Below are 22,994 nucleotides of genomic sequence, written 5' to 3'. Positions count from 1 at the left end.
AAAAGGCAGATAACCATGGCCGATCCGAACCTGACAGCGCCGCTGCGTCTGGGCCCGCGCCCGCTGGGCCTTCATCTGGGGATGGGGCTGGGGATCCTGATGTCCTCGCCCGCCGGATTGCCGCTCTTGAGCGGGAACTGGCCGCATTGGCACCCCAGCCTGCGCCCGCTGGTGGACGGGCTCCGCGCCGATCTGGCAGCCCTAAGCCAGGGGGCGGACGCGGGCCCCGACCAGCAAAAGCCTGATCCCGCCGGCGCCCTGTCAGGGGCCGTGGACCGGGAGATGCGGCGGCGCATCGACCGGTTTTTCACCGGGCTGGAACGCTATCGCAACCATCCCTATCAGCGCGATATCGAGGATGCACCAACCCTGTGGCGGGAGGGGACGGCGCGGCTGCTGGATTTCGGCGGGCAGGGCCGCCCTGTCCTGTTCGTGCCCTCCCTCGTCAATCGCGGCTATATCCTGGACCTGTCCTTCCGCAAAAGCCTGCTGCGCTGGCTGGCAGGCCAGGGGCTTCGGCCTTTTCTGCTGGAATGGGGGCAGCCGGGCCCGGCGGAACGCGGCTTCACCCTGACCGACATCGTGGCCGGAAGGCTGGCGCGGGCGCTGGATGCCTTGTGCGCCCATGTGGGGGGCCCAGTTTCCATGGTGGGCTATTGCATGGGCGGCCTTCTGGCCCTGGCGGCGGCCTTGCGCCAGCCGGATCAGGTGTCCGCCTTTGTTGCCATGGCCACGCCCTGGGATTTCCATGCCGATGATGCGGCGGCGGCCAAGCGGACATCGCTGCTGCTGCACCCGTTCGAGCCAAGCTTGCATCTGCTGGGTGAATTGCCGGTGGATGGGGTGCAGATGCTGTTTGCAACGCTGGACCCGCTGCTGGCCCTGAAAAAGTTCAGCCATTTCGCCCAGATGGATCCGGCGACGGACGCGGCGGATGATTTTGTGGCGCTGGAAGACTGGCTGAATGACGGGGTGACCCTGCCGGCCGCCATCGCCCGGGAATGCCTTGCCGGCTGGTATGGGGAGAACACACCCGGCAAGGGGGAATGGTGCATTGACGGCCAGCCGGTGGACCCGGCCGGCTGGACCAAGCCATCGCTGGTCATCGTCCCCGCCCGCGACCGGATCGTGCCCCCGGCCTCGGCCAATGCCCTGGCAACCCGCCTGCCAAACGCCACCCAATGGCACCCGCCTTTGGGCCATATCGGCATGGTGGTCAGCGGCAGCGCACAGGAAAAGGTCTGGCAACCGCTGCGGGATTGGTTGCTGGGAACGTGAGATTTCTTGCCGAAGGCACCCCGTCACGATTAACCTTTGCGCAGGGTATAATACTTTTGGATCAGTGATGGATACCGCAGCATTCATTGAATATTGGAATGGTCGTGGCGGTTCGGAACGCGCCAATTATCAGAAATTCATTAATGAACTTTGTGAACTGATTGGCGTAAGCGTGCCCGAGGCCAGCCATGCCGAGGATGAACGCAACGAATATGTTTTTGAAAAGCGTGTCCGCGCCATGGATTTGGAGGGCGAGGACGGACGGTACAATTTTATTGATTGCTATAAGCGCAAACATTTCGTGTTGGAGGCCAAGCAATCCAACAAGCGTATGCGGGGGGATGCCGTTGCATCTGCCGCGGGTGACCTGTTTGGCGGTGCCTTGCCGACAAAACAGCCTGCATCCTCGGCATCCTGGGATCGGATGATGAAGCAGGCCCGGCAGCAGGCGGAAAATTACGCCAAATATCTGCCGGAATGGCCGCCCTTCCTGGTGATCGTCGATGTCGGCCATGTGATTGAAATTTATGCCGATTTCACCGGCCTGGGCAAACGCTACAAACCCTTCCCCGACAGCCGTTCCCACCGCATCGCCATCCCCGATCTGGCCGACCCGGCGATCCGGGAACGGCTGCGCGCCATCTGGACCGATCCTTTGTCGCTGGACCCGGCGGCCAAGCGGGCGGAGGTGACGAAGGATATCGCCTATCGGCTGGCCCGCATGGCCCGGTCGCTGGAAAAGCGGCATGAGCGTAAGGAAGTGGCGCTGTTCCTGATGCGCTGCCTGTTTACCGCCTTCGCCGAGGATGTGGGGCTGCTGCCGACGGATGCCTTCCTGAAACTGTTGAAACAGGCGGAAAGTGCCCCGCAATTCCTGCCACGGTACCTGACGCCGTTCTGGCGTTCCATGGACAAGGGCAGTGATTTCGATCCGATGATCGGTGCGCCCGTGCGTTATTTCAACGGCGGCCTGTTCAAGAATGCCCAGGCCCTGCCGCTGACGGCAGACGAGTTGGCGGAACTGGTGACGGCCTGCCAGCGCGACTGGCGCCATGTGGAGCCGGCGATTTTCGGCACCCTGCTGGAAAATGCCTTGGGTGAGCGCGAACGCGGGCAGTTGGGTGCCCATTTCACCCCGCGCGCCTATGTGGAACGGCTGGTCATCCCCACGGTGATTGAGCCGCTGCAGGCCGAATTCCGCGCCACCCTGGCCCTGGCGGAAGGCCGGCGCGCGGCGGGCGATATCAAGGGCGCGGTGGAACTGATCCGCGCCTTCCACCGCGATCTTTGCCAGGTGAAGGTGCTGGACCCCGCCTGTGGCACCGGCAATTTCCTCTATGTCAGCCTGGAACTGATGAAGGAACTGGAAGGGGAGGTGCTGCTGGCGCTGGAGGAACTGGGGGCCGGTGCCCAGGCCGTGCTGGATATGCAGGGCCTGACCGTGGGGCCGCAGCAATTTATCGGGCTGGAGAAGAATGGCGGGGCCGTGCCCATTGCTGAACTGGTGCTGTGGTTGGGCCATTTGCAAGGGCATCTGCGCCTGCGCGGGCCGGAAAGCCTGTCCGACCCCATCCTGAAACCCATTGAAACCGTGCGGGAGATGGATGCCGTCCTGGCCTGGAAGAAACAGGAACTGGTGCTGGGGGCGGATGGCAAGCCGGTGGCCCGCTGGAATGGCGTGTCGATGCGCACCGACCCGCTGACCGGGCGGCAAGTGCCGGATGAAACAGCGGTGCGGGAGCTTTACCGTTTCACCGATCCCAAGCCCGCCCCCTGGCCCAAGGCCGATTTCATCGTCGGCAACCCGCCCTTCATCGGCGGCAAGGATTTGCGCCAGGAACTGGGTGATGGCTATGCAGAGGCGCTGTGGGCCGCCTATCCGCACATGCCCGGCGGGGCGGATTTCGTGATGTATTGGTGGGACCGCGCCGCCGATCTGGTGCGCGATGGCAAGGTGCGGCGCTTCGGCTTCATCACCACCAATTCCATCACCCAGACCTTCAGCCGCCGGGTGATCAAGCGGCATCTGGAGGCGAAAAAGCCGCTGCATCTGTGCTTTGCCATCCCCGACCATCCCTGGGCCGACGCCCATGGGTCCGCCGCCGTGCGCGTGGCCATGACCGTGGGCGTGGCCGGGCCGGGGGAGGGGCTGTTGAAACAGGTGGCGCGGGAAGGGGAGGCCAACCCCAACGATGGGGCCATCGCCGTGGATTTTGCCATCGAACAAGGGGTGATCCTGCCCGATCTGACGATTGGGGCGGATGTGGTGGGAGCTGTGCCGTTGCAGGCGAATGAAGGGATTTCCAGTCCTGGGGTGAAGCTGCATGGTTCCGGCTTCCTTGTCACCCCGGCCCAAGCAGCGGGCTTGGGGCTGGGTAAAGTGCACGGTCTGGAGAACCATATTCGCCATTACCGCAATGGCCGCGACCTGACGGGGCGTGGCCGAGGCCTGATGGTGATTGATCTGTTCGGCTTGACCGCAGGTGAAGTGCGCCAGCGCTATCCGGCGGTTTATCAATGGTTGTATGATCGTGTTCATGACGAGCGGCAAACCAAAGCTGACACGCCGGATGGTCGCCAATATGCGGCGCAATGGTGGCTTTTCGGCAAGCCGCGGGGAGATTTACGCAAAGCCCTCGTCAATCTCCCCCGCTATATCGCCACCGTTGAAACGGCCAAGCACCGCATTTTCCAGTTTCTGGATATCAGCATCCTGCCGGATAACATGCTGGTCGCTATCGCTTCCGACCGGGCCAGCCATCTGGGTATTCTCAGCAGTCGTGTTCATGTTTGTTGGGCTTTAGCCGCGGGTGGTTGGTTAGGTTTCGGCAACGACCCGCGTTATCAGAAATCGCGCTGCTTCGATCCATTCCCCTTCCCCATCCTCACGCCCGCCCAGGAGGCCCGGATCGGCGCCCTGGCGGAGGAGCTGGATGGGTTGCGCAAGCGGGTGCTGGCCGACAATGACGGGCGGTTCACCCTGACCGACCTGTATAATGTGCTGGAAAAACGCCGGGCCGGGGCCGCCTTCACCCCGGCGGAAAAGGACATCTATGATGCCGGCCATGTCGGCGTGCTGCTGGACCTGCACCGCGATCTGGATGCGGCGGTGGCCGATGCCTATGGCTGGCCGGTGGACTTAGCAGACCGGGACATCCTGCTGCGGCTGGTGGCGCTGAACAAACAGCGCGCGGCGGAGGAGGCGCAGGGCCTGATCCGCTGGCTGCGCCCGGAATTCCAGAACCCCGCCGGTGCGGCTGTACAGACCCAGCTTGTCGCCGATCTGGGCGAAACCGCCGTGGCCGCCAAGCGCCCCTCCTGGCCCAAGCTGCCGGCCGATCAGGTCCAGGCCCTGTTGCGCACCCTGTCGGCGGCCAATACCGCCTTGCCGGCGGATGCCGTGGCCCGCCAGTTCAAAGGCGCGCGCGGCAAGGCGGTGCAGGATATGCTGGATCTGCTGGTTTCCATCGGCCAGGCCCGCCGCGTCACCGGGGGTGGTTACGCGGCGTGACCGTCCGGGCCTTGCGGGTGGGGTTTACCCCGCCCGCAGCCCGTTCAGGAACTGCTGCACCTGATTGCGCAGCGTGTCGGCCTGCTGGGACAGGGTGCCGGCGCTGTCCAGCAGGTCGGCAGACGCCGTGCCGGTCTGGGTGGCGGCCGCACGCACATCGCCGATGGCGCTTGAAACCACATTCGTGCCTTGCGACGCCTCCTGCACCGACCGGGCGATCTCCGCCGTTGCGGCGTTCTGTTCTTCCACCGCGGCGGCAATGGCGGTGGAGATGCGGTTCACCTCCTCGATCGTCAACACGATCTGGCGGATGGCATCCACCGCTTCCCGCGTCGCAAACTGGATTTCGCCGATCCGCTCGGAAATGTCGCCGGTCGCCTTGGCGGTCTGGCTGGCCAGGTTCTTCACCTCGCTTGCCACGACGGCAAAACCTTTGCCGGCTTCGCCCGCGCGGGCGGCCTCGATCGTGGCATTCAGGGCCAGCAGGTTGGTCTGTTCGGCAATGTCGGAAATCAGCTTCAGCACATCACCGATCCGTTCCGCCTTGGCGGACAGGCCGTCCACGATACCGTTGGTGCGTTCCGCCTGATCAGCGGCCTGACGGGCATGGTTGGTGCTATCATCAATCCGCTGGCCAATCTCGCTGATCGACGCGGCAAGCTGCTGCGCTGCGCCGGCCACATTCTCCACACTCGCGGATGCCTGGGCGGAACTGCTGGCGACCGAAGCAGCCTTGCGTTCGGTTTCAACCGCCGTGACGGACAGGGTTTCCGACGCGTTGCGCACCGCATCGGCGGAGTGCAGGACATTATCGACCACGCCCTTCACCTGGCTGTCGAAAGACTGTGCCAGGGAAGCCAGCGAGGCCTTGCGTTCCTGCGCCATCCGGGCCTCGCTGTCGGCCTGCTGCTGGCGCAGGGCGGCGGTTTCCACGGCATTGGCCTTGAACACTTCCACGGCACCGGTGATGGCGCCCACCTCATCCTGCTTGTCGCTATGCGGGATCTCAATTTGAAGGTTCCCGCGCGCCAGTTCCAGCATGGCCGCCGTCAACCGCCGCAGCGGGCCGATGGAGCGGACGGTCCAGAAGCCAAAACCGACGCCGATTGCCACGCAGAGCAGGCACAGCAACAGCATCTGGGTCTGGAAGCGCTTGGCAATTTCCCGCGCCTCTTCAGCCGCGACGAAAGAGGCGTGCTCCTGAATGTCGATGAAGGCGTTGATGGCCGCCAGCCAGTCGGTGAAGGCCGGCCGGGCAGATTCCAGGAGCAATGCCTGCGCTGCGTCAAAATCAGCCGCCTGCCGCAGATTGATGACCTGACGGACCATGGGCAGCGTTTTCGCCTCTACCGCCTGGATACGGGCAAGGGCCTGGCGTTCCTCCGCCGTGACGCCGCCTTGGTCCTTGAACATGCCATCAAGTTTGACGGAAGCCTCGGCATAGCGGGCGGTGAGCGTTTCGATATCCTTCAGGATCAGGGGCAGGACCTGATCGTCCCGCACCAGCACCACGTCGCGCAGGGCAATGGCACGATCATGAACGCTGCCGCGGAAGTCGATGGCATGGCGCTGTTTCACGCTGCTGTCGAACTTGATGTCCTCCAAACGGCGGTTGATGCTGTTGACATCGTTGATCCCCATCACCGTCAACAGGATGAGAAGGGTCATGATCGCCCCGAAGCCGAGGATGATCCGGCCTCTGATGGTGGCTTTCTTCAAGATATCCATGACGGAACCTGTTTGGGAGGGATGCGCGAAAGAGCGACATCCTGATTATATCGCATTGTTATCACAATTGCCGCTCTCTCCGAGCGGACCTGCACCCGACGCCGCGGCAGCCCGTGTCTTCCATCACAGACCCGGGCTGCCTTTGATGTATTGGCATAAAAAAGAGGCGCCCCTCCTTACCGGGAGGGACGCCTCTCCTGGTTGAACGGGGCTGCAATCAGCCTTTACGTCCGAACAATACTTGCTTTTCCGCCTCACTCATCGGCTGGCCTGCGGGGCGAACCTTATCCGACAACAGGGCAAGACCGCGTTTGACGGCCGGGCGCGCGTCAATGGCATCATGCCAGCGCTTCACATGCGGATAATCCGCCAGATCGATCTCATATTTCGGCGCATTGCGAATCCACGGGAAGCTGGCCATGTCGGCGATGCCATAGGCGTCGCTGCCCAGATATTCCGTCTCTGCCAAGCGTGTATCTGCGACCTTCAACAGGCGCTTGGCCTCATTACGATAGCGGTCAATACCGTAGGGCACCTTTTCCGGCGCATAGAGCATGAAGTGACCGGCCTGCCCGAACATGGGTCCCAGGCCGCCCATCTGCCACATCAACCACTGAATATGGCTGAACCATTCCGCCTCGTCAGCCGGGCGGAACTGCTTTGTCTTCTCCGCCAGATAAATCAGAATGGCACCAGACTCGAACAGGCTGATCGGCTTGGTGCCCGGCCCATCGGGATCGACAATCGCCGGCATCCGGTTGTTGGGCGCGATCTTCAGGAAATCAGGCTTGAACTGGTCGCCTGCCCCGATATTCACCGGATGGACATTGTAGGGAAGGCCCATCTCCTCCAGCGCGATGGAGATTTTATAGCCATTGGGCGTGGGCCAGACATGTAATTCGATGGTCATGACGGGTGATCCTTACTGTCGGGTGGCTCCGAATGGTGGGGAGCCTACCCACTGGACCCGCCGGGGGGAAGTGCGCTGGCGCACAAGGCGGCGCCAGCGTCTTCCAGGATGGGGATGATTCGCAAGTGGCGTGTCGGTCGCCTCAAACGGGTCAGCTTGTCAGGATAATCTGATAGCGATGCCACAAAAGATTGTGGCGGCCCCCGGCCCTGCTCTCTTGTCGTCATCGACTGAACGGCAGGCAGGGATATGGGCAGTTTGCCCTGCAACCAAGCCCCCAAGCGGTAGGTTTGATCCCCAGAATCTGTGGATAAGTCTGTGATTAAAGATTGGCTAAGTCTGTACGGGCGCAGTTACCTTGGTCTCTATCAAGATTGCCTAAAAAATAGTCAAAACTGGTGCGCTTATTTTTAGGGTCGCTAGAACGCATATCGAACAAATACAATAAATTCTTAATAATCAGTCACTTAAGTCGTATTTATAAATTTGCCGTCTTGGCTCTGCCCTAAGTTGCACAGAGGGACGATCCATGCGTTGAAGGAATCAGTTGTCCCAAAGACATGCCGCAAACGCATGTCAGACGCCTTTGGCGATCTGCATAAGAGACAGTGGACAAACGGCGTGCTTTGACGCAGCCACCAACCGGAAATAGTTAATCGTGATCGGGCGGAACGGGGGGCAGACGAACGGTCACGGTCGTCCCCTTGCCGGGCTGGCTGTCAATATCCAAGACGCCACCCAGCATCTTTACAAAGCGGTTGGTCAGCGGCAGGCCCAGGCCAGTACCTTTCGGGTGCGGTCGTTCGGCCTGTTTCACCTGGCCAAAGGGGCGCATTGCCACCGGGATATCCTGGGCGGCCATGCCAAACCCTGTGTCCCGGATCACCAGGATCACCGCACCCCCATCGGCACTGCTATCCACCGCAACGGTGACGACACCACCGGGCGGCGTGAATTTGATGGCGTTGGATGTAAGGTTCAACAAGATCTGGCGGATTTTGTCCGGGTCGGTTCGAATATGCAAAGGCGTTTCCGGCAGCAGCGTTTCCAGACGAACGCCGGCATTTTCCGCCAGTTGCCGTACCAGCCGGGTGCTGTTCAGGACGGTGCTGCCAATATCAATGTCGCGGATATCCAGTTCTTCATGCCCGGCTTCCGCCCGTGCCAGATCCAGGGTGCCTTCCACCAGGGCCAGGAGATGGTGCGCGGCGTCCTGGATATCCTGGGCATATTCACCATACCGGGCATCACCCAGCGCGCCATGGGCCTGACTGCACAGCAGGTCACTGAAACCGATAATCGCGTTCAAAGGGGTGCGCAGCTCATGGGTGGCATTGGCCAGGATTTCCAACTGGCTGTTGCCAGGGTCAGGCTCTGCCCGTCGGGCCAGTTTCTGTTCGGCTTTCTCCAGCAGAGCCAGGGCGTCCTGCAGGCGCTGGTTCCTGTCGGACAGAAGCTGGTCAAGCTCCTGCCCGCGACGGGCCAGATGCCGTACCTGGCTGCGCAGACGGACATGCGCTGATAGAAGAAGCGACAGTTCCATCCCGTCCGCCGGACGCTCAATGACGGCGACGGCCCCCCGGTTCAGCGCTTGCTGCCGGATAGCCCCCGTCAAGGCATCGCCGATTACGATGGCGCTGGGCATTTGCTGGATCGGCAGGGGGGCGATCATATCCAGCAGGGGCAGGGGATCATCCACCCCGGCCAGATCAAGAATCACCAGATGCGGGCGCAGCGAGCGGCAATGTTCCAGCAGAACCGTAGCAGGGTGAAAATGGAAGCGCGGGGCCCCAGGCACCATGGTCGGATAGGCTGGTGCGCTGCCGCCAATGACAAGAATAACGGGTTGCTCTTTCCGAACAGGCATGGTCGAAAACCCAAACTCACATACCCCGATATTACCCGTCGGCAGGCTGCTTGTCGCTTACCGCAATGTCAGCCCTCCGGCTTAGGCCTTCTGGTCGGTCCAGCGTGCGGCGGCCTGGGCGTCTGCCGTGCGGCTTTCCACCCAGCGGTCACCATTCTCCGTGTCTTCCAGTTTCCAGAAAGGGGCCTTGGTTTTCAGCCAATCCATCAGGAACTGGCATGCCTCAAAGGCCGCCTCGCGATGGGCGCTGGCGCAGGCGACCAGCACGATCTGCTCCCCCGGCTCCATCTTTCCATGACGATGGATAATCAGACAGTCCGCCAGGGGCCAGCGGGTGCGGGCTTCTGCCTCGATGGCGGCAAGCTGCTTTTCCGTCATGCCGGGATAATGCTGCAGGGTCAGGGCCTTGACCGTTCCAGCCGCTTCGCCGGCCTTGGGGTGCAGATCGCGCACCAGCCCGACAAAGCTGCACAGGCCGCCAATGGCATGGTTGCCCGCCACCAGCGCCCGCAATTCAGCCCCGAGATCGAAATCCGCTTCCTGGACCCGGACTGCCATCAGCCCCCCGTCACGGGTGGGAACAGCGCCACTTCGTCCCCCGGCTTCACCGGGTGGGAAAAGGGCGCATATTCCTGGTTCACGGCGACTTTCACGACATCGATATTGGCCAGCGCATCGGCATAGCCGCCGCCCCGGGCCTGGAGATGCACGATCAGCCCGCCGACATCCGCAACGCCTTCCGGCAGGGCTATCTGTTCTTCGGCCTGCCCAATCTTGCTGCGCAGCCAGGCGAAATAAAGAAGCTTGATCATTCGGTCTTTCCCCCACCGGGCGCCAGCATGTGGCGCAAACCGGCGCGCAGATAATCCCAGCCCGTGGCCAGTGTCAGGGCCGCCGCAAGCCACAGCCCCACCTCGCCAATGAAGGTTACCGGCCAGGTGGCGGGGCCATGTTCACCCACGATCAGCCAGCCGATGGCCAGCATCTGGATGCCCGTCTTCCATTTGGCAAGCTGGCTGACCGGAACACTGACACGCAGCCCGGCCAGAAACTCCCGCAGTCCCGACACCATCACTTCCCGCAGCAGGATCACCACCGCCGGCAACACGGCCAGATCGGCAATGTGGCGATTGGCCACCAGCATGATCAGCACAGCAGCGACCAGCAGCTTGTCGGCAATCGGGTCCAGGAATTTGCCGATCGCACTTTCTTCCTGCCAGGCGCGGGCCAGATAGCCGTCGAACCAGTCGGTGATGCAGGCCACCGCAAACAGGCCCGCCGCAATCCAGGCCGGCCAGGGGCCGGGGAAGAAGAACAAGGCCACCACAATGGGAATGATGGCGATGCGCGACAAGGTCAGGATGTTGGGCAGGCTGGTCAGCATCGGGGGGATGGTTCTCGAACAGGCGGGCAGGGGGAAGGAAACAGTGGCGGCATCCTATCCCTCCGGATGGAAGTGATCATAGATGATTTTCGCGACAGCACGGCTGATGCCTTCCACGGCCTCCAGGTCGTTGAGCCCGGCACGAGAGACGGCCCTGGCGGAACCGAAATGCAGCAGCAGCGCTTTCTTGCGGCGAGGCCCGATGCCCTGCACTTCGTCCAGGGGGGAAGCGCTGATCGCCTTTTCCCGCCGTGACCGGTGGGTGCCGATGGCGAAACGATGCGCCTCGTCCCGCAGTCTTTGCAGATAATAGAGCACCGGGCTCTTGTGATCGAGGCCGAACGGGGGCCGACCGGGCATGAAGAACCGTTCCCGCCCGGCATCACGGTCCGGCCCCTTGGCGATGGCGGCCAGACAGACATCATCAATGCCCAGTTCGGCAAACACTTCCGCCACGACGGCCAGTTGCGCCTCGCCACCATCGATCAACACCAGATCGGGCCAGTTCTCGCCCGTCCGTTCAGGGTCTTCTTTTAAGGCCCGTTCGAAGCGCCGGGTCAGCACCTCGCGCATCATGGCGTAATCGTCACCGGCGGCACCGGCGGTTTTGATGTTGAACTTGCGATAGGCATTCTTGATGAAGCCATCCGGCCCGGCGACGACCATGGCGCCGATGGCATGCGCGCTCTGGATGTGGCTGTTATCGTAAATCTCGATCCGCTTCGGCGGTTCTGAAAGCCCGAAGACTTCAGCCACCCCGGCCAATAGTTTGGCCTGGCTGCCGCTTTCCGCCAGCCGCCGGCCGTGGGCCTCGCGGGCATTGGTCAGGGCGTGATCCAGCAGGCGTTTCTTGTCGCCCCGCTTGGGCGCATGCAGTTCCACCTTATGGCCGGCCCGCACGCTGAGCGCTTCCTGAAGCAATTCATGTTCGGCCAACTCATGGCTGACCAGGACGAGGCTGGGGGCGGCCTTGTTGTCATAGAATTGGGCAATGAAGGCGGCCAGCACCTCCTCCACATCCTGGGCCTTATCATGGCTGGGGAAATAGGCCCGGTTGCCATAATTGCGACCGCCCCGGAAGAAGAAGACCTGGATGCAGGTGCTGCCGCCATCCTGGTGGGCGGCGATCACGTCGGCATCCTCGATCCCTTCGACATTGATATCCTGATGCGCCTGGATGGCGGTCAAAGCGCGGATACGGTCGCGCAGCTTCGCCGCCCGTTCAAACTCCAGCGCCTCGGAAGCCTGCTGCATGGCCTGCGCCAGTTCGGCCTGGATATCGCGGCTGCGCCCTTCCAGGAAGGTACGCGCCTCGGCTACCTGCTCGGCATATTCCATGGCGCTGACCCGTTCCACACAGGGGGCCGTACACCGCTTGATCTGATATTGCAGGCAGGGCCGGGTGCGGCTGCTGAATACCGTATCGGCGCAGGAGCGAAGCTGGAACGCCCGCTGCAGCGCCGTCAGCACGCGGTTGACGGCGCCCGCCGATGCGAAGGGACCATAATAATGGCCGGGATCGGATCGGGTGCCGCGATGCTTAGTCAATTGCGGGAAATCGTGCCCGCCTTTGATCAGGATATGGGGGAAGGTCTTGTCGTCGCGCAGCAGCACATTATAGCGCGGCATCAGCTTCTTGATCAGATTCGACTCCAGAAGCAGCGCCTCCACCTCGGTATGGGTGGTGACGAACTCCATCTGGGTCGTTTCCGCGATCATGCGCTGCAAGCGGATCGGCAGCTTGACCGGCATCGTATAGTTGGTGACACGGCGCTTCAGGCTGCGCGCCTTGCCGACATATAACGCATCCCCATCATCATTCAGCATCCGATAGACGCCAGGCCGGTCGGGCAGGGTGCGCAGATAGGCCTTGATCACCTCCACCCCGCGGTTGAGATCGGCGACGGTACGGCGGGTGCGCCTCTTCTGGGGTTCGGCAGATTCGGTGTGCAGATCCCCAGCCGTCGCCACATCCCCCGTAGGCTCGGAGGAGGTCACGCTATCATCCATGGCGGCCGGCTCATCCCCGGAATCAGCCGGGGGTGTTTGGGCAGAGGCGGAAAAGGGAATTTTTTCGGGTTGGTCCTGCATGGCCAGTGATGTGGCTGATCCGCTCTTCCTGGTCAATCACCCTTCGGATGAGAGGTCGCATTCCCCATGATCAAAACTGTCTCCCTGTACGAAAGACTCAATTTCGGGCGGCTATCGGCATTTTGCCTCGGCCGATTGGTGGGTGATGGCAGGCATGAGCGCTGGTTGAACTATTCCACGGAATCTGTGGATAAGTCTGAGGAAAAGGATGGGGGTTGCGCATGGGACACCAAGAAGTCTGCGGCTTTTACGGATTTGCCTAAAAAATAGGCGTCAAAAATTAACTGATTGAAAAATATGGATATTTTATAAGTCAAGCCGTCATGGTTCTGTCATGTGGTCGATTCAAATGCTTGACAAACATTTAACCGCCCCTGGAGCCGCGTCATAGACATACTTGTGCAAAATTAGGATCGCTGCCCGCTGGGGGACAGGATCAATATCCATATGGTGCAGGATTTCCGTGCGTCGCAGAAAAGACGCAGCGAGACGAGCCAATTCCTTATGCAAACCCGTTAATGCCAGGGTGGGCTGCTGTCATCCAGTCGGTTACCTGGCCTTGCTTCATCACGCGGATTGCACATGCGCTGGAAAATATTCCTTCTTCTGGCCGTCACTCTGGTGGCGGGGGGGATCTGGCTTCGGCCTGATCTGATCGAGATACCGGCGCGGTGGAATCCGTTTGCCTTGCCCGACCCGGCAGAGCCGCCCGGCTTTCTGACGAGCTGGCAGTTGCGTCGCTTGCAGGATCAGCCCGAGGCCTGCTTTGCCTGGCTGGAAGGGGCGGGTGTGGCTGCCAGCCCGGTGCCCGACCGGTCCGGGCCTGCGGAAGGGTGCGGCCTTACGGGGGCAGCGACCCTTCGCCGGTCTGATTTACGGTACAACGCCACGGTTACGGCCTCCTGCCCGCTGCTGGCGGGGTTGGTACTGTATGAACGCCATGTCCTCATCCCGGCCGCCCGGCGCCATTTCAATGCCGATATCGCGAATGTCCGCCATTATGGCACCTATGCCTGCCGTGCTGTGCGCACAACACGCGGAGAAGGGGGGCGGCGCAGCCAGCACGCCACCGCAAATGCCATCGATATTGCGGCTGTAACCCTGGCGGATGGCACGACATCCAGCCTGATCAGCGATTGGGACCGTATGGATGACCAATCCCGCCCCACGGCGGCTGCCCTGTTCTGGCGCGATGCCCATAAAGGGGGCTGCCAGATTTTTCGCTCTGTGTTGGGCCCCGATTATAATGATCTTCATCGGGACCATTTCCATCTGGATATGGGGCCCTTTGGCATTTGTCGATAAGGCTGCTCGCAATGCGGGAGTGGTGGGGCTGTTCACCTTCTTTCCACGCGAGATGACGTAACGGAAGGTCAAGCCCTTGAATTTGAAACGGTTTTGTGCGCTGCAACAAAAAAGTTGACGAAAAAAGCGGCAAATGTCACTCTGTTCTCATATGAATTTTGCGGTGCAGCAATCGCTGGTGTGGTTGTGGTGCATTGCAATGGTCCCTGCGACGCCGCCCGGCATGGTCGCACAGCCCTAGGGGATATGAATGACCAGCACGATCAAGAACCCGTTCCTGGACTTTGATCCGACGAAGTTCTGGGATATGTCGCGCTTCACGGACATGCAGAAGATGTTCGGCGATATGAAGCTCCCGACGGGCGATTTCGACAGCGTTCTGGCTTCCCAGCGCCGCAATGTCGAAGCCGTGGTCGCTGCGAACCAGTTGGCCCTTGAAGGTGCCCAGGCTGTGGCGCGCCGTCATGCTGAGATCGTGCGCCAGACGATTGAGGAGACCTCCTCCGTCGTGACGCAATTGATTACGCCCGGCACGCCGGAAGACAAGGTTGCCAAGCAGGCGGAATTGATCAAGTCCGCTTTCGAACATGCCTCTGCCAATATGAAGGAACTGGGCGAGATGATCGCCAAGTCCAACACCGAGGCGGTCGAAGTGCTGACCAAGCGTCTGCAGGAAAATTTTGACGAAGTACAGACCATGCTCGGCAAGCTGACGCCGAAAAAGGGCTGATACTCGGTTACAGAAGAGAGGCCGGTTGGTCGTCTCTTAATGGTCAGTTAAAGCCTGCCGGTATTCCGGCAGGCTTTTCTGTTTCTGTGCCGGATCTGGCTGAAATTGATCATCCCTGATCGCGTATTCCATGAAAAAAGCCCCACCCTGATAGGGATGGGGCTTTTTTGCCAATCACACCTGTATCAACCGCGTGGTTGTTGCGGGGGTGAATGGCTGGTCCGGTAAGAATGGATCGGGATCGGCCTCTGCTCTTCCTTACGGCTGGCAGAAACTTCGATCTCCATCCGGGCAATCACACGACGCAATTCGTGGATCGCATCACCCAGGGCCTGTACGCCGCCATCAGCCTGGGCCTTCCAGGCACGATAAGCTTCAGCGCAAGCCTTGGCGGCCGCATCCATCCGCTCATCCGCAGGCACGGACGGAGTTTCCAGTGCCTCCATCCGTGCGGGATTGCGTTGCTGGCGATAAGGATAGACCACTTCGCTGGGCTGCTGGCTCGTCGAAGCGGGATCGAAAGCGGCGCGTTCCTGCCGTTCCATATCACGCGGCGGACGGTTGCCTTCCCCCCGGTCCCGATCCCGATCACGGTTCTGGCGGTCCCCGAACCGGTCACGCTGGCCACCCTGTGGGAAGCGCGGTGCCCCGCCACCGGGGGGACGACGGCCTTCCTGGCCACGATCCCCACGCGGCCCATCGGCGCGCTGGTTATTCTCGTTCCGCTGGCCGTCACCGCGTGCTTCAAAACCGCCTTCACCCGTATAGCGGCCTTCGCGCGGCGGGCGGTTTTCACGCCCTTCGAAGCGTCGTGCCCCTTCGCTCCGCTGCTCATGGCGGCCGCTATCGTGCTGAAGCACGTCGCGCGCATGCGTTTCCGCCGCGGTTTCCGGGGCAGGGGGCGCTGCTGCTGGCGCGGGGGCCGGCGTGGCTGGCTCCGCTGCCGCAACGGGCGGAAGCGAGCTTTCCACCTCCGGCTTCGCTTCCCGCGGGGCAACACGTCGCGCAGGGCGTGCAGCCTCAGCCGCGGGGGGCGGCGGGGTTGGGGTTACGGGTTCGGCCGCTGCCTCTGCCTCTCCGCCACCGGCATCCGGGTTTACCCCGGCTGCTTCCGCTTTGCGGACGATGTAGGAGATGGCACTAGGCGTGCAGTCAAATTCACGCGCGATGGCAGACAGGGTTGCGCCCGCCTTGTAACGCTCAAGAATTCGCGGCCAAGCGGATTGCGGGATACGTCCACGACGCTTCGGGGACTCCGCATCACCTTCGGTTTCGGCGTTCAAGATATCACTCAGTTGCCAGAGAGGCTCTTGCGTCATTAAATGGCTTCACAGACTCAAGCGGTTCCGATGCATTATCAAAGATACCCGGGGCCTCCACCAACAGGTGTTGACGCAAGGCTGCATTGGGTTTGCCAGGATTTGCCTGTCAAGATATGGGGGAATTGAACGTAAATTGAAAGAGGAACTAAGCACAAAATGTAAAAAAATGCGGGTCCATAGTGCCACGGCATGCAGCCCACTCCTGGAGTGCGGCGTCTTTTTAAAAGCGGATTTTGATGCCTGATGCCCTGACAGGCTTTGTAGCCGCTGATTTTGAAAATCGGTATGGGCACCCCGCATGGCGCACTTGCCGGAAAGCAATGGATCAGGCAATGTCCGCTCAAAGCCCGGCTTTTATGGAATTTGCGACCGATGCTGCGTAAACGCTTCGCCTTGACGGCTGCCCTGTTCTCCCTGCTTGCCGGTCCGGCCTACGCCAAGCCGCCCTGCTATTCCGTTGCGGAATTTGAGGCGGAACAGGCGATCCGCCTTCACACCGAAATGATGGTCGTGGGGCTTACATGCCAACATATGGATGTTAAGGGTCAGCCCAGCCTGTTCGCGCAATATAAGATGTTCACGCTGCGTCACGAAAAACAGATGCAGGACTGGCAAAAGACGCTGGTCGGTTATTATAAGCGGACGGCCAAAGGTAATTCCAACCGGGCCTTCGATACTTTCCGGACCCGTCTGGCGAATGAGACGTCACAGCGCGCCATCGCCTTGACGACACCGGTTTTCTGTTCTGAGCATGTTCCCTTCGTTCAGAAGGCCATGTCGCTGGATCTTGCGGAATTGCGCAAGGGCCTGTCCCCTGACGCCCCCGGTATCCGCATGGCGCAGGAAGCCCGTTGCGACAAGCCGTTGCCGGCTGCCGTGGTTGCAGAGGCGACGCCCTCACCGGCGCGGCGCAGCGGCGCAACGGGCGCAGCCAGCCGCTGACCCTTACGGTCTTATTTGAAGCCGGCCCCGTTGATATGATCGGGGCCGGCTTTTTATTTGCTTAAGTGCTGAACAACCAGACCCCGTCGTCGCGGAGGCTGCGTTTCAATTTTCCCTGGTTCACCAGATGATTGAGGTGGGCCAGCGCTTCCCCCGTGGCGAAGCTGAGCTGGTGGGTGTCCAACGGGCGATGGAAAAGGGTGCGTGTCACCTCCGCCACCGTCCGGGGATTCGTCCGGCAATCGACCTCGGTTTCCATCAGCCTTTCGGCATGATGATGCGTCAATTCATCAATCCGCTGATGCAGGTGTTGGAATGGCTGGCCATGAGAGGGGAGAACCAGCGTATCTTCCGGCAATTGCCGGAGACGGGATAAACCATCCAGGAAATCCCACAGCGGGTCGGCGTCCGGTTCCAGTGGCCAGACGCTGACATTGGGGCTGATCCGGGGAAGCACCATGTCGCCGGCAATCAGCAGCCGACCCTTGTCAGCATAAAAACAGGCATGTTCGGGGGAATGGCCACCACTGGTGATGACCTGCCATACATATCCCCCCATTTCCAACTGGTCGCCTTGTTTGAGGCGGCGGAACTGCGCCGGGACGGAGGGAACGCCCCGGGCATAAGCATTGCCGCGCTCCAGCAACTGATCGGTTGCCGCGTCATCCAGTCCCATGGCGCGATAGAAGGAATGATAGGCTGCCTGAAGGGAAGAGGACTGGTCTTGCGACAGCAATCGCGCCAGCAGCCATTCCGTCTGCGTCATCATCAACGGGGCATCAAAACGTTGGCATAGCCAGTCCGCCAGCCCGACATGGTCGGGATGATAATGGGTTGCGATCAGGCGGCGCAGCGGTCGCTGGTTGAAATGGCGCTCAATGATCCCGTCCCATAAAAGACGGGTGCGATTGCTGGATACACCTGTGTCGATCACGGTCCAGCCATCGGCCTCCTCCAGCAGCCAAACATGTACATGATCCAGCGCGAAGGGCAGGGGGAGGCGGGCTGATGTCAGCCCAGGCGCCACGGACGTGATGATCGCCTCACCTTCCGGAGGGGTGGATAGACTGGTCACGGGGCGGTTCCCTGGCTGTTTCTCATCTTTTTCAGCGGTAAAGCACCATATCGGGGCTGGCAAGCGTCTCCGTTTCACCCGTCTTGCCGCTTACCATCGCGCCATTGTCACGGCCACGTGATGGAAACTGTCATCATGAGGGTGGTAGAGGCGGGCCAACAGAATTCACCCGTAGAAACTGGGAACCGCGATGATGAAGAATCGGCCAGACTACATTATCGAAATTGATGAGGAAGCTGTGGGGCTTGCCATGGCGGAGGAGGAAGGCGTACGCTTCCACGCTGTTCACCCTGCTGTGCAGCAACTGCATGGCCGGACCTATCCGGACACCACGGATGCCCACCGCGCCGTCGTAAACGCCTTTCGCTGTGCGGCATAGAGCAATAGAAGGCCACCCTGAATGCAGGATTGGCCGTATGGTATAGTATCTTTAGCTATGATCTTGCCTTCTTGAGTTGCGCCCGCGTTTTCTGTAAGCCTATTGCCTGTGGGCTTAATACTGGCTTCGGTTTTCGCCCAAGCAGAATAAGGCTGCCAGCGCCGCGACGGCGCAACGGCAGTCGTTCGAAGGGCCCTTAAGGAGATGAACATGAAATTGCGCCACATGCTGATGGGGACGGCAATCGCGCTGACGCTGTCCTCTGCTGCGTCTGCTCAGAATCTGATTGAAGGCCCGTATTTCGGCGCCCAGATTGGCGTGAACTGGCTTCAGGACAGCGACTTCAAGAGCTCGACTGTCACGAACGAAGTCAGCACCAAGGACGCGCTGACCTCGGTCCTGGAATTTGGTTACCAGTTCGGCACCGGCCTGCGTCTGGGCGTTGAAGGTGGCATGACCGTTCACGAGATCGATGGTATCTCGGGCGGCCCCGCCACGCGCACGGGCACCGGCATCGGTAACCTGAAGGCCTATACCCTGATGGCAGTTGTCCAGCAGGAATTCGATATCGGTTCTCCGCTGCGCCCCTATGTTGGTGGTGGTCTCGGCTGGGGCTGGCAGAAGCTGGACACGGCTGGTCCGCTGTTCTCTGCCGGCAACTACATGAATGACAGCAACGGTGCCTTCGCCTACCAGCTGAATGCCGGTGTGGCCTATGCTCTGTTTGACAACATGGACCTGACGCTGGGTTATCGTTACCTCGGCACCAACAAGCTGAAGTACGACACGGCCAGCCCGGCTTTCAGCTCGCGTTATGACTCCCACTCCGTGCTGGTCGGCGTCCGTACCGTCTTCGGTGCGGCCCCGGTTGCGGCTCCGGTAGCCACCACGGCTGTCGCCCCGCCGCCCCCGCCGCCGCCCCCGCCGCCCCCGCCGCCCCCGCCGCCGCCGGCCATCTCCCGCAACTTCACGGTCTTCTTCGACTGGGATAAGTCTGTTCTGTCTGCTGATGCTCAGCAGGTTCTCCAGAACGTTGCCCGCGATGCCAAGGCCGGTAAGGTTGTGCAGATCACGGTTGCCGGCCACGCCGACTCCTCCGGTCCGGCCGACTATAACCAGAAGCTGTCGATGCAGCGCGCCGAAGCCGTTCGTCAGTATCTGGCCAGCCAGGGCCTGCCGGTCGGTCAGATCGCTCTGGAAGCCAAGGGTGAGACGGATCCGCTGGTCCCGACTGCCGATGGCGTCCGTGAGCCGTCGAACCGCCGTGCGGTCATCGTGTTCCCGTAAGCTGCTCTGCCCCGAAATCCTTACGGGTTTCGGGGCGACCCGCTTATGGTGCGATAAGAAAAAGGGGTGCCCGTCCAGGCACCCCTTTTTCGTGTGTATATAGGATTGTTTCCGGCCTTCTCAGGCCATCGGGGCTATTCCATGCTCCATGGCCCATATGGCTGCTTGGGTCCGGTTGCTCGCGTTGATTTTCCGCATCGCGTTCTTGAAATGCATTTTTACGGTTGATTCCGTAATGGCCAACCGTCTTGCGATGGCCTTGTTGGAATGGCCACTCAGGATGCAGGCCAGTATCTGTGTTTCCCGGGGAGACAGGTCGGCTGTTTCTCCCTCCCGGAGGCTTTCTGGGCTGGGGCTTGCGCCCTGGCCTAAATTCTGGGCCACATTGGCTGGATAAACAGCCTGGCCTTGCTGGATGAGTTTTACTGCCCGCAGCACCACATTGAAGGAAGCCCCTTTGGATACATGCCCATGGGCGCCAATGGTCATGCTGTCCGCGACAGCCTTGGCGGACATGTCCGAACTCAATACCAGCAACCGGGCATCTGGTGCGATTTCGCGCAGACGCGATAGGGGTGACCCCTCACCCTCCCGATCAAGACCCGCAGGATCGGTGATGATTAATGAGGGTTCCAACCCTTCGTCCAGTACGCCTCCAACCGCAGTGACGGAGGGGAGCGGGGCCTCGACCTCCAGCCCTTCATCCTCCAGCAATGCGGCAAGCGCAGCGCTGAATAATTGGTCGCGATCCACCAGCATAACGCTGCCACCTGACATGTTCATTCGCTCCTGGCCCGTCCTATCTTGATTAAAAGACTAAAAATCCAATTATATCAATTGATTGAAGGTTCTTATTTGATCAACGAGCGGCAAAGAAATGGATAAAATTTTAACTAAAATTTGACATAATGCAGAAAAACAAAAGTATGCACCAAGAAAAACACTTCGAATTTCGAAATAAATTCCTTATTTCTTTCCATCAACTCTGGATTATAAACAGATTCTTTCGAGGGTGACCAGAAGGAGGTTGCGGGAACACTTATTTCATATGAGTATGATTCGAAATTGGCGGTATTGGTTGTCATGAAATGTTGGAGGTTGCCATGAGCGTGGCGGCGCGTCGTGAAAGCCCGTTGCGGGTGATACAGCCGGAGAGCTTTCAGCGCGTTTCCAGCCGTGGCACTACGCGCGACGTTGCTGCCGGCGGGCGCCGGCGCGGTTTTATGATTGTGGAACCGCAGGCTCTGGTACGCCATGGGTTGGCATTGACCCTGTCTTCCCTTTACGACGGTGCCTACACATGGCAGGCCGCAACACCGGAAGAGGCCTTGTCCGCTTTGGACACCGGGGCAGCGCCTGATGTGATTTTGATGGATGTGGATGGTTTGGGCGCCGACCGCACCGTGGCGGTGGTCGATTTCCTGACGCGGCTTGGAAATATACCGGCCATAGTGATGTCGGGTAATTTCACAGCGGCGGAAGCTCGCACTCTCCTGTCTGCCGGTGCTGCTGCCTGCCTGTTAAAAAGCGATCCCAGCGCCGTCCTGGCGGATGCCGTTGGCCTTGCCTTGTCTCGGGAAGGCTATGTGCAGCTTCCCTATCGGCTGGTGGCACAGTCTGCTGTCAACCAGGTGCCTGATGGGGGATTGGATCAGGCCGGTGTGGCACGTTTGACCAACCGTCAACGCGATATCTTCCGCCTGCTCCTGTCCGGCTGTTCAAACAAGGAAATCGCCCGGCAGCTTGGGGTGTTGGAAGGCACGGTCAAGGTGCATGTCCGGGCGATGATGCAGAAGCTGGGCGCCCGCAACCGCACCCAGATTGCCATTCTGGCGGCCCGTACCGGCCTGCGCCCGGACTGAACCCGGGGCGCAGGCCCTTTTGGCTCAGTCGAACAGGGCGTCGATATCGGCCTGAGAAACGCGGCTGTTGCTGCTTTCCTCTGCGGGGCCATGCAACGCCAAGCCGCTGTCTGTTTTCGCGATGGAGGGCGGCAGGGGCAGCGCCTCGAATTCCTTCTGGTTCCAGACGGACATCATGCTGTCAATGCGCTGTTCAATGAAGGACAGCGCCTGGACGACCTTGGTGATACGCTGCCCTGTCAGATCCTGGAAATTGCAGGCTTCGAAAATCCGCAAAGTCAGATCATTCAAGTCCTTCAGGCGGCTATTCTGATAGCCCTCGGGCAGTTGCGACCGCACTTCGCTGACAATATCTTCAATCTCTTCCGCCGCGCCGATAATGGCGTTCGTCGCCCCTTCCGTGGCGCGCACGACTGCGGAAAGTTGTTCGCTGGCTTCCTGAAACTTGTCCTCATTGGCCAACGGATGCCGCAGCGCGGCCATTTCCACCTTGGTCGCCTTGATCCGTCCGGCGATATCGGAGATTTCAAGCTGGATTTGCTCAATCTGCGTATGATCGACAGTGAGGAACCGGTCCAGCTTCGTGCCCAGAGCCTGGATGGCGGCGATCATCTCGCTATTGTCGGCCTGTACCACCACCGGCGACGGCGAAGGGGCGGGTAGTGCGGCAGTATCACTGACGGCGGACAGGCTGGGTGAGGGGGCGCCCCCCTTCCGTGCCCGTTGAATTTCCGCCATGAAAGGCCGTTGCCGCGCTTGCACCATAATCCCCCCGCTCCAGCAATAGGCCCACCGAAAGGGGTCATCCATTCGGTGAGCAATCCTTCCGGCACTCTGACCCAAGGCACAACCCACTGCAAGGTGGCAACCTTAGCTAAAAGGTTAAGGTGGAGGTGCATCCCACCCTCGGAACACGGACCCTGTTTCGGTCGTTTCAAAGCGTAAAGTTGGTAAAGACACCAGATAGGAGTAGCGGCCGTGAACCATCACGACATACTTGATCATCTGCCGGCCGCCAATGTCGGCTCGGCGGAGCGGGTGATCACCACGACTGTTGGCGGCCTGCTGTTGGCCGCTGCGGTCCGGCGGGGCAGCGTGGTTGCCGGCATTGCCGGGGGTCTGCTTGTTGCCCGCGGTCTAACCGGCTATTGCCCGGCCTATGAGGCATGGAGCCACCGGGGCTCCAACGATGGGGAGGCGCTCTCTTCAGCGCATGATGAAGAGAATGATGATGTTGGCATTGCCAGCGAGGATTCCTTCCCCGCCAGCGATCCACCGTCGTTCAACCCCGGCCGTGCCTGATCCCTTCAGACCTTTTGCTAA

20 protein-coding genes are annotated in these 22,994 nt (G+C 60.8%); 9 read left to right on the top strand and 11 right to left on the bottom strand.

The features are described from left to right. Positions 1–15: 15 nt before the first annotated feature. Positions 16–1,278 carry an alpha/beta fold hydrolase gene (locus G473_RS0120995; RefSeq protein ID WP_029014717.1) on the top strand — a complete coding sequence of 421 codons (1,263 nt, stop codon included), beginning with the start codon at positions 16–18 and terminating at the stop codon, positions 1,276–1,278. Positions 1,279–1,345: 67 nt separating this feature from the next. Beyond that, a complete protein-coding gene (locus G473_RS0120990; RefSeq protein ID WP_035708501.1) occupies positions 1,346–4,789 on the top strand; it encodes a class I SAM-dependent DNA methyltransferase in 3,444 nt (1,147 codons plus the stop codon). A 24-nt stretch (positions 4,790–4,813) separates the two neighbouring features. Here the strand turns inward: G473_RS0120990 and G473_RS0120985 are convergent, their stop codons facing one another. The 7 genes from G473_RS0120985 to uvrC form a co-directional block, all read right to left on the bottom strand. Then, positions 4,814–6,517, bottom strand: coding sequence for a methyl-accepting chemotaxis protein (locus G473_RS0120985; RefSeq protein ID WP_029014715.1), 1,704 nt, complete (start codon positions 6,515–6,517; stop codon positions 4,814–4,816). Between the two features lie 217 nt (positions 6,518–6,734). After that, positions 6,735–7,427: a glutathione binding-like protein gene (locus tag G473_RS0120980; protein WP_029014714.1), complete on the bottom strand. Its 693-nt coding sequence runs from the start codon at positions 7,425–7,427 to the stop codon at positions 6,735–6,737. A 652-nt stretch (positions 7,428–8,079) separates the two neighbouring features. After that, positions 8,080–9,294, bottom strand: a complete 1,215-nt coding sequence (locus G473_RS28210) for a sensor histidine kinase (RefSeq protein WP_084438447.1) — start codon at positions 9,292–9,294, stop codon at positions 8,080–8,082. A gap of 81 nt (positions 9,295–9,375) precedes the next feature. After that, positions 9,376–9,852: a molybdenum cofactor biosynthesis protein MoaE gene (locus G473_RS0120970; protein WP_029014713.1), complete on the bottom strand. Its 477-nt coding sequence runs from the start codon at positions 9,850–9,852 to the stop codon at positions 9,376–9,378. After that, entirely contained in the window at positions 9,852–10,103 is a 252-nt protein-coding gene (gene moaD / locus G473_RS0120965) for a molybdopterin converting factor subunit 1 (protein WP_029014712.1), read from the bottom strand. Before moaD ends, G473_RS0120970 begins: the two co-directional genes overlap by 1 nt. Beyond that, positions 10,103–10,678 (bottom strand): CDP-diacylglycerol--glycerol-3-phosphate 3-phosphatidyltransferase, encoded by a 576-nt coding sequence (gene pgsA / locus G473_RS0120960; protein WP_029014711.1) that lies wholly within the window; start codon positions 10,676–10,678, stop codon positions 10,103–10,105. The genes moaD and pgsA overlap by 1 nt, the downstream gene beginning before the upstream one ends. Positions 10,679–10,732: 54 nt before the next feature. Next, on the bottom strand, positions 10,733–12,688 hold the full coding sequence (gene uvrC / locus G473_RS0120955; protein WP_084438515.1) for an excinuclease ABC subunit UvrC: 1,956 nt from the start codon (positions 12,686–12,688) through the stop codon (positions 10,733–10,735). Positions 12,689–13,351: 663 nt separating this feature from the next. On the opposite strand from uvrC, the gene G473_RS0120950 reads away from it, so the two are divergent. Further along, on the top strand, positions 13,352–14,074 hold the full coding sequence (locus G473_RS0120950; RefSeq protein ID WP_029014709.1) for an extensin-like domain-containing protein: 723 nt from the start codon (positions 13,352–13,354) through the stop codon (positions 14,072–14,074). Between the two features lie 250 nt (positions 14,075–14,324). Continuing rightward, positions 14,325–14,804, top strand: coding sequence for a phasin family protein (locus tag G473_RS0120945; protein WP_029014708.1), 480 nt, complete (start codon positions 14,325–14,327; stop codon positions 14,802–14,804). A 185-nt stretch (positions 14,805–14,989) separates the two neighbouring features. On the opposite strand, the gene G473_RS30910 is transcribed toward G473_RS0120945, so the two are convergent. After that, on the bottom strand, positions 14,990–16,087 hold the full coding sequence (locus G473_RS30910; RefSeq protein WP_210163375.1) for a hypothetical protein: 1,098 nt from the start codon (positions 16,085–16,087) through the stop codon (positions 14,990–14,992). A 411-nt stretch (positions 16,088–16,498) separates the two neighbouring features. On the opposite strand from G473_RS30910, the gene G473_RS0120930 reads away from it, so the two are divergent. Continuing rightward, a complete protein-coding gene (locus G473_RS0120930; RefSeq protein ID WP_029014706.1) occupies positions 16,499–17,068 on the top strand; it encodes a hypothetical protein in 570 nt (189 codons plus the stop codon). 61 nt (positions 17,069–17,129) lie between these two features. Here G473_RS0120930 and G473_RS0120925 read toward each other — a convergent pair whose 3' ends face one another. Further along, a complete protein-coding gene (locus G473_RS0120925; protein WP_029014705.1) occupies positions 17,130–18,143 on the bottom strand; it encodes an MBL fold metallo-hydrolase in 1,014 nt (337 codons plus the stop codon). A 190-nt stretch (positions 18,144–18,333) separates the two neighbouring features. Between G473_RS0120925 and G473_RS0120920 the strand changes: the two genes are divergently transcribed. Both G473_RS0120920 and G473_RS0120915 read left to right on the top strand, forming a co-directional pair. Further along, on the top strand, positions 18,334–18,522 hold the full coding sequence (locus G473_RS0120920; protein ID WP_029014704.1) for a hypothetical protein: 189 nt from the start codon (positions 18,334–18,336) through the stop codon (positions 18,520–18,522). Positions 18,523–18,732: 210 nt separating this feature from the next. Next, on the top strand, positions 18,733–19,809 hold the full coding sequence (locus G473_RS0120915; RefSeq protein WP_029014703.1) for an OmpA family protein: 1,077 nt from the start codon (positions 18,733–18,735) through the stop codon (positions 19,807–19,809). 120 nt (positions 19,810–19,929) lie between these two features. On the opposite strand, the gene G473_RS0120910 is transcribed toward G473_RS0120915, so the two are convergent. Beyond that, positions 19,930–20,592: a LuxR C-terminal-related transcriptional regulator gene (locus G473_RS0120910; RefSeq protein ID WP_084438445.1), complete on the bottom strand. Its 663-nt coding sequence runs from the start codon at positions 20,590–20,592 to the stop codon at positions 19,930–19,932. A gap of 320 nt (positions 20,593–20,912) precedes the next feature. On the opposite strand from G473_RS0120910, the gene G473_RS0120900 reads away from it, so the two are divergent. Then, the gene (locus tag G473_RS0120900) at positions 20,913–21,671 is read left to right on the top strand and encodes a response regulator transcription factor (RefSeq protein ID WP_051330540.1); all 759 of its coding nucleotides are present in this window, start codon (positions 20,913–20,915) and stop codon (positions 21,669–21,671) included. Positions 21,672–21,695: 24 nt separating this feature from the next. Here the strand turns inward: G473_RS0120900 and G473_RS0120895 are convergent, their stop codons facing one another. Beyond that, a complete protein-coding gene (locus tag G473_RS0120895) occupies positions 21,696–22,481 on the bottom strand; it encodes a protein phosphatase CheZ (RefSeq protein ID WP_245580220.1) in 786 nt (261 codons plus the stop codon). Between the two features lie 168 nt (positions 22,482–22,649). On the opposite strand from G473_RS0120895, the gene G473_RS28205 reads away from it, so the two are divergent. Next, complete coding sequence (locus G473_RS28205; RefSeq protein WP_051330539.1) at positions 22,650–22,973, top strand: YgaP family membrane protein; 324 nt, start codon at positions 22,650–22,652, stop codon at positions 22,971–22,973. The last annotated feature ends 21 nt before the right edge of the window (positions 22,974–22,994 follow it).

Source organism: Niveispirillum irakense DSM 11586 (assembly GCF_000429645.1).
Lineage (GTDB): Bacteria > Pseudomonadota > Alphaproteobacteria > Azospirillales > Azospirillaceae > Niveispirillum > Niveispirillum irakense.
Note: the sequence above shows the minus strand (reverse complement) of the source record. Positions and strands in the feature narration are given on the sequence as shown.

Coding starts and splice junctions, on each gene's coding strand:
- pgsA (WP_029014711.1), bottom strand. CDS start 10,678: ATGCTGACCAGCCTGCCCAACATCCTGACCTTGTCGCGCATCGCCATC.
- G473_RS0120920 (WP_029014704.1), top strand. CDS start 18,334: ATGATGAAGAATCGGCCAGACTACATTATCGAAATTGATGAGGAAGCT.
- G473_RS0120915 (WP_029014703.1), top strand. CDS start 18,733: ATGAAATTGCGCCACATGCTGATGGGGACGGCAATCGCGCTGACGCTG.
- G473_RS0120900 (WP_051330540.1), top strand. CDS start 20,913: ATGAGCGTGGCGGCGCGTCGTGAAAGCCCGTTGCGGGTGATACAGCCG.
- G473_RS0120950 (WP_029014709.1), top strand. CDS start 13,352: ATGCGCTGGAAAATATTCCTTCTTCTGGCCGTCACTCTGGTGGCGGGG.
- G473_RS28210 (WP_084438447.1), bottom strand. CDS start 9,294: ATGCCTGTTCGGAAAGAGCAACCCGTTATTCTTGTCATTGGCGGCAGC.
- G473_RS0120945 (WP_029014708.1), top strand. CDS start 14,325: ATGACCAGCACGATCAAGAACCCGTTCCTGGACTTTGATCCGACGAAG.
- G473_RS0120985 (WP_029014715.1), bottom strand. CDS start 6,517: ATGGATATCTTGAAGAAAGCCACCATCAGAGGCCGGATCATCCTCGGC.
- uvrC (WP_084438515.1), bottom strand. CDS start 12,688: ATGGATGATAGCGTGACCTCCTCCGAGCCTACGGGGGATGTGGCGACG.
- G473_RS0120970 (WP_029014713.1), bottom strand. CDS start 9,852: ATGGCAGTCCGGGTCCAGGAAGCGGATTTCGATCTCGGGGCTGAATTG.
- G473_RS0120930 (WP_029014706.1), top strand. CDS start 16,499: ATGCTGCGTAAACGCTTCGCCTTGACGGCTGCCCTGTTCTCCCTGCTT.
- G473_RS0120990 (WP_035708501.1), top strand. CDS start 1,346: ATGGATACCGCAGCATTCATTGAATATTGGAATGGTCGTGGCGGTTCG.
- G473_RS0120995 (WP_029014717.1), top strand. CDS start 16: ATGGCCGATCCGAACCTGACAGCGCCGCTGCGTCTGGGCCCGCGCCCG.
- G473_RS0120910 (WP_084438445.1), bottom strand. CDS start 20,592: ATGAACATGTCAGGTGGCAGCGTTATGCTGGTGGATCGCGACCAATTA.
- G473_RS0120980 (WP_029014714.1), bottom strand. CDS start 7,427: ATGACCATCGAATTACATGTCTGGCCCACGCCCAATGGCTATAAAATC.
- G473_RS0120895 (WP_245580220.1), bottom strand. CDS start 22,481: ATGGATGACCCCTTTCGGTGGGCCTATTGCTGGAGCGGGGGGATTATG.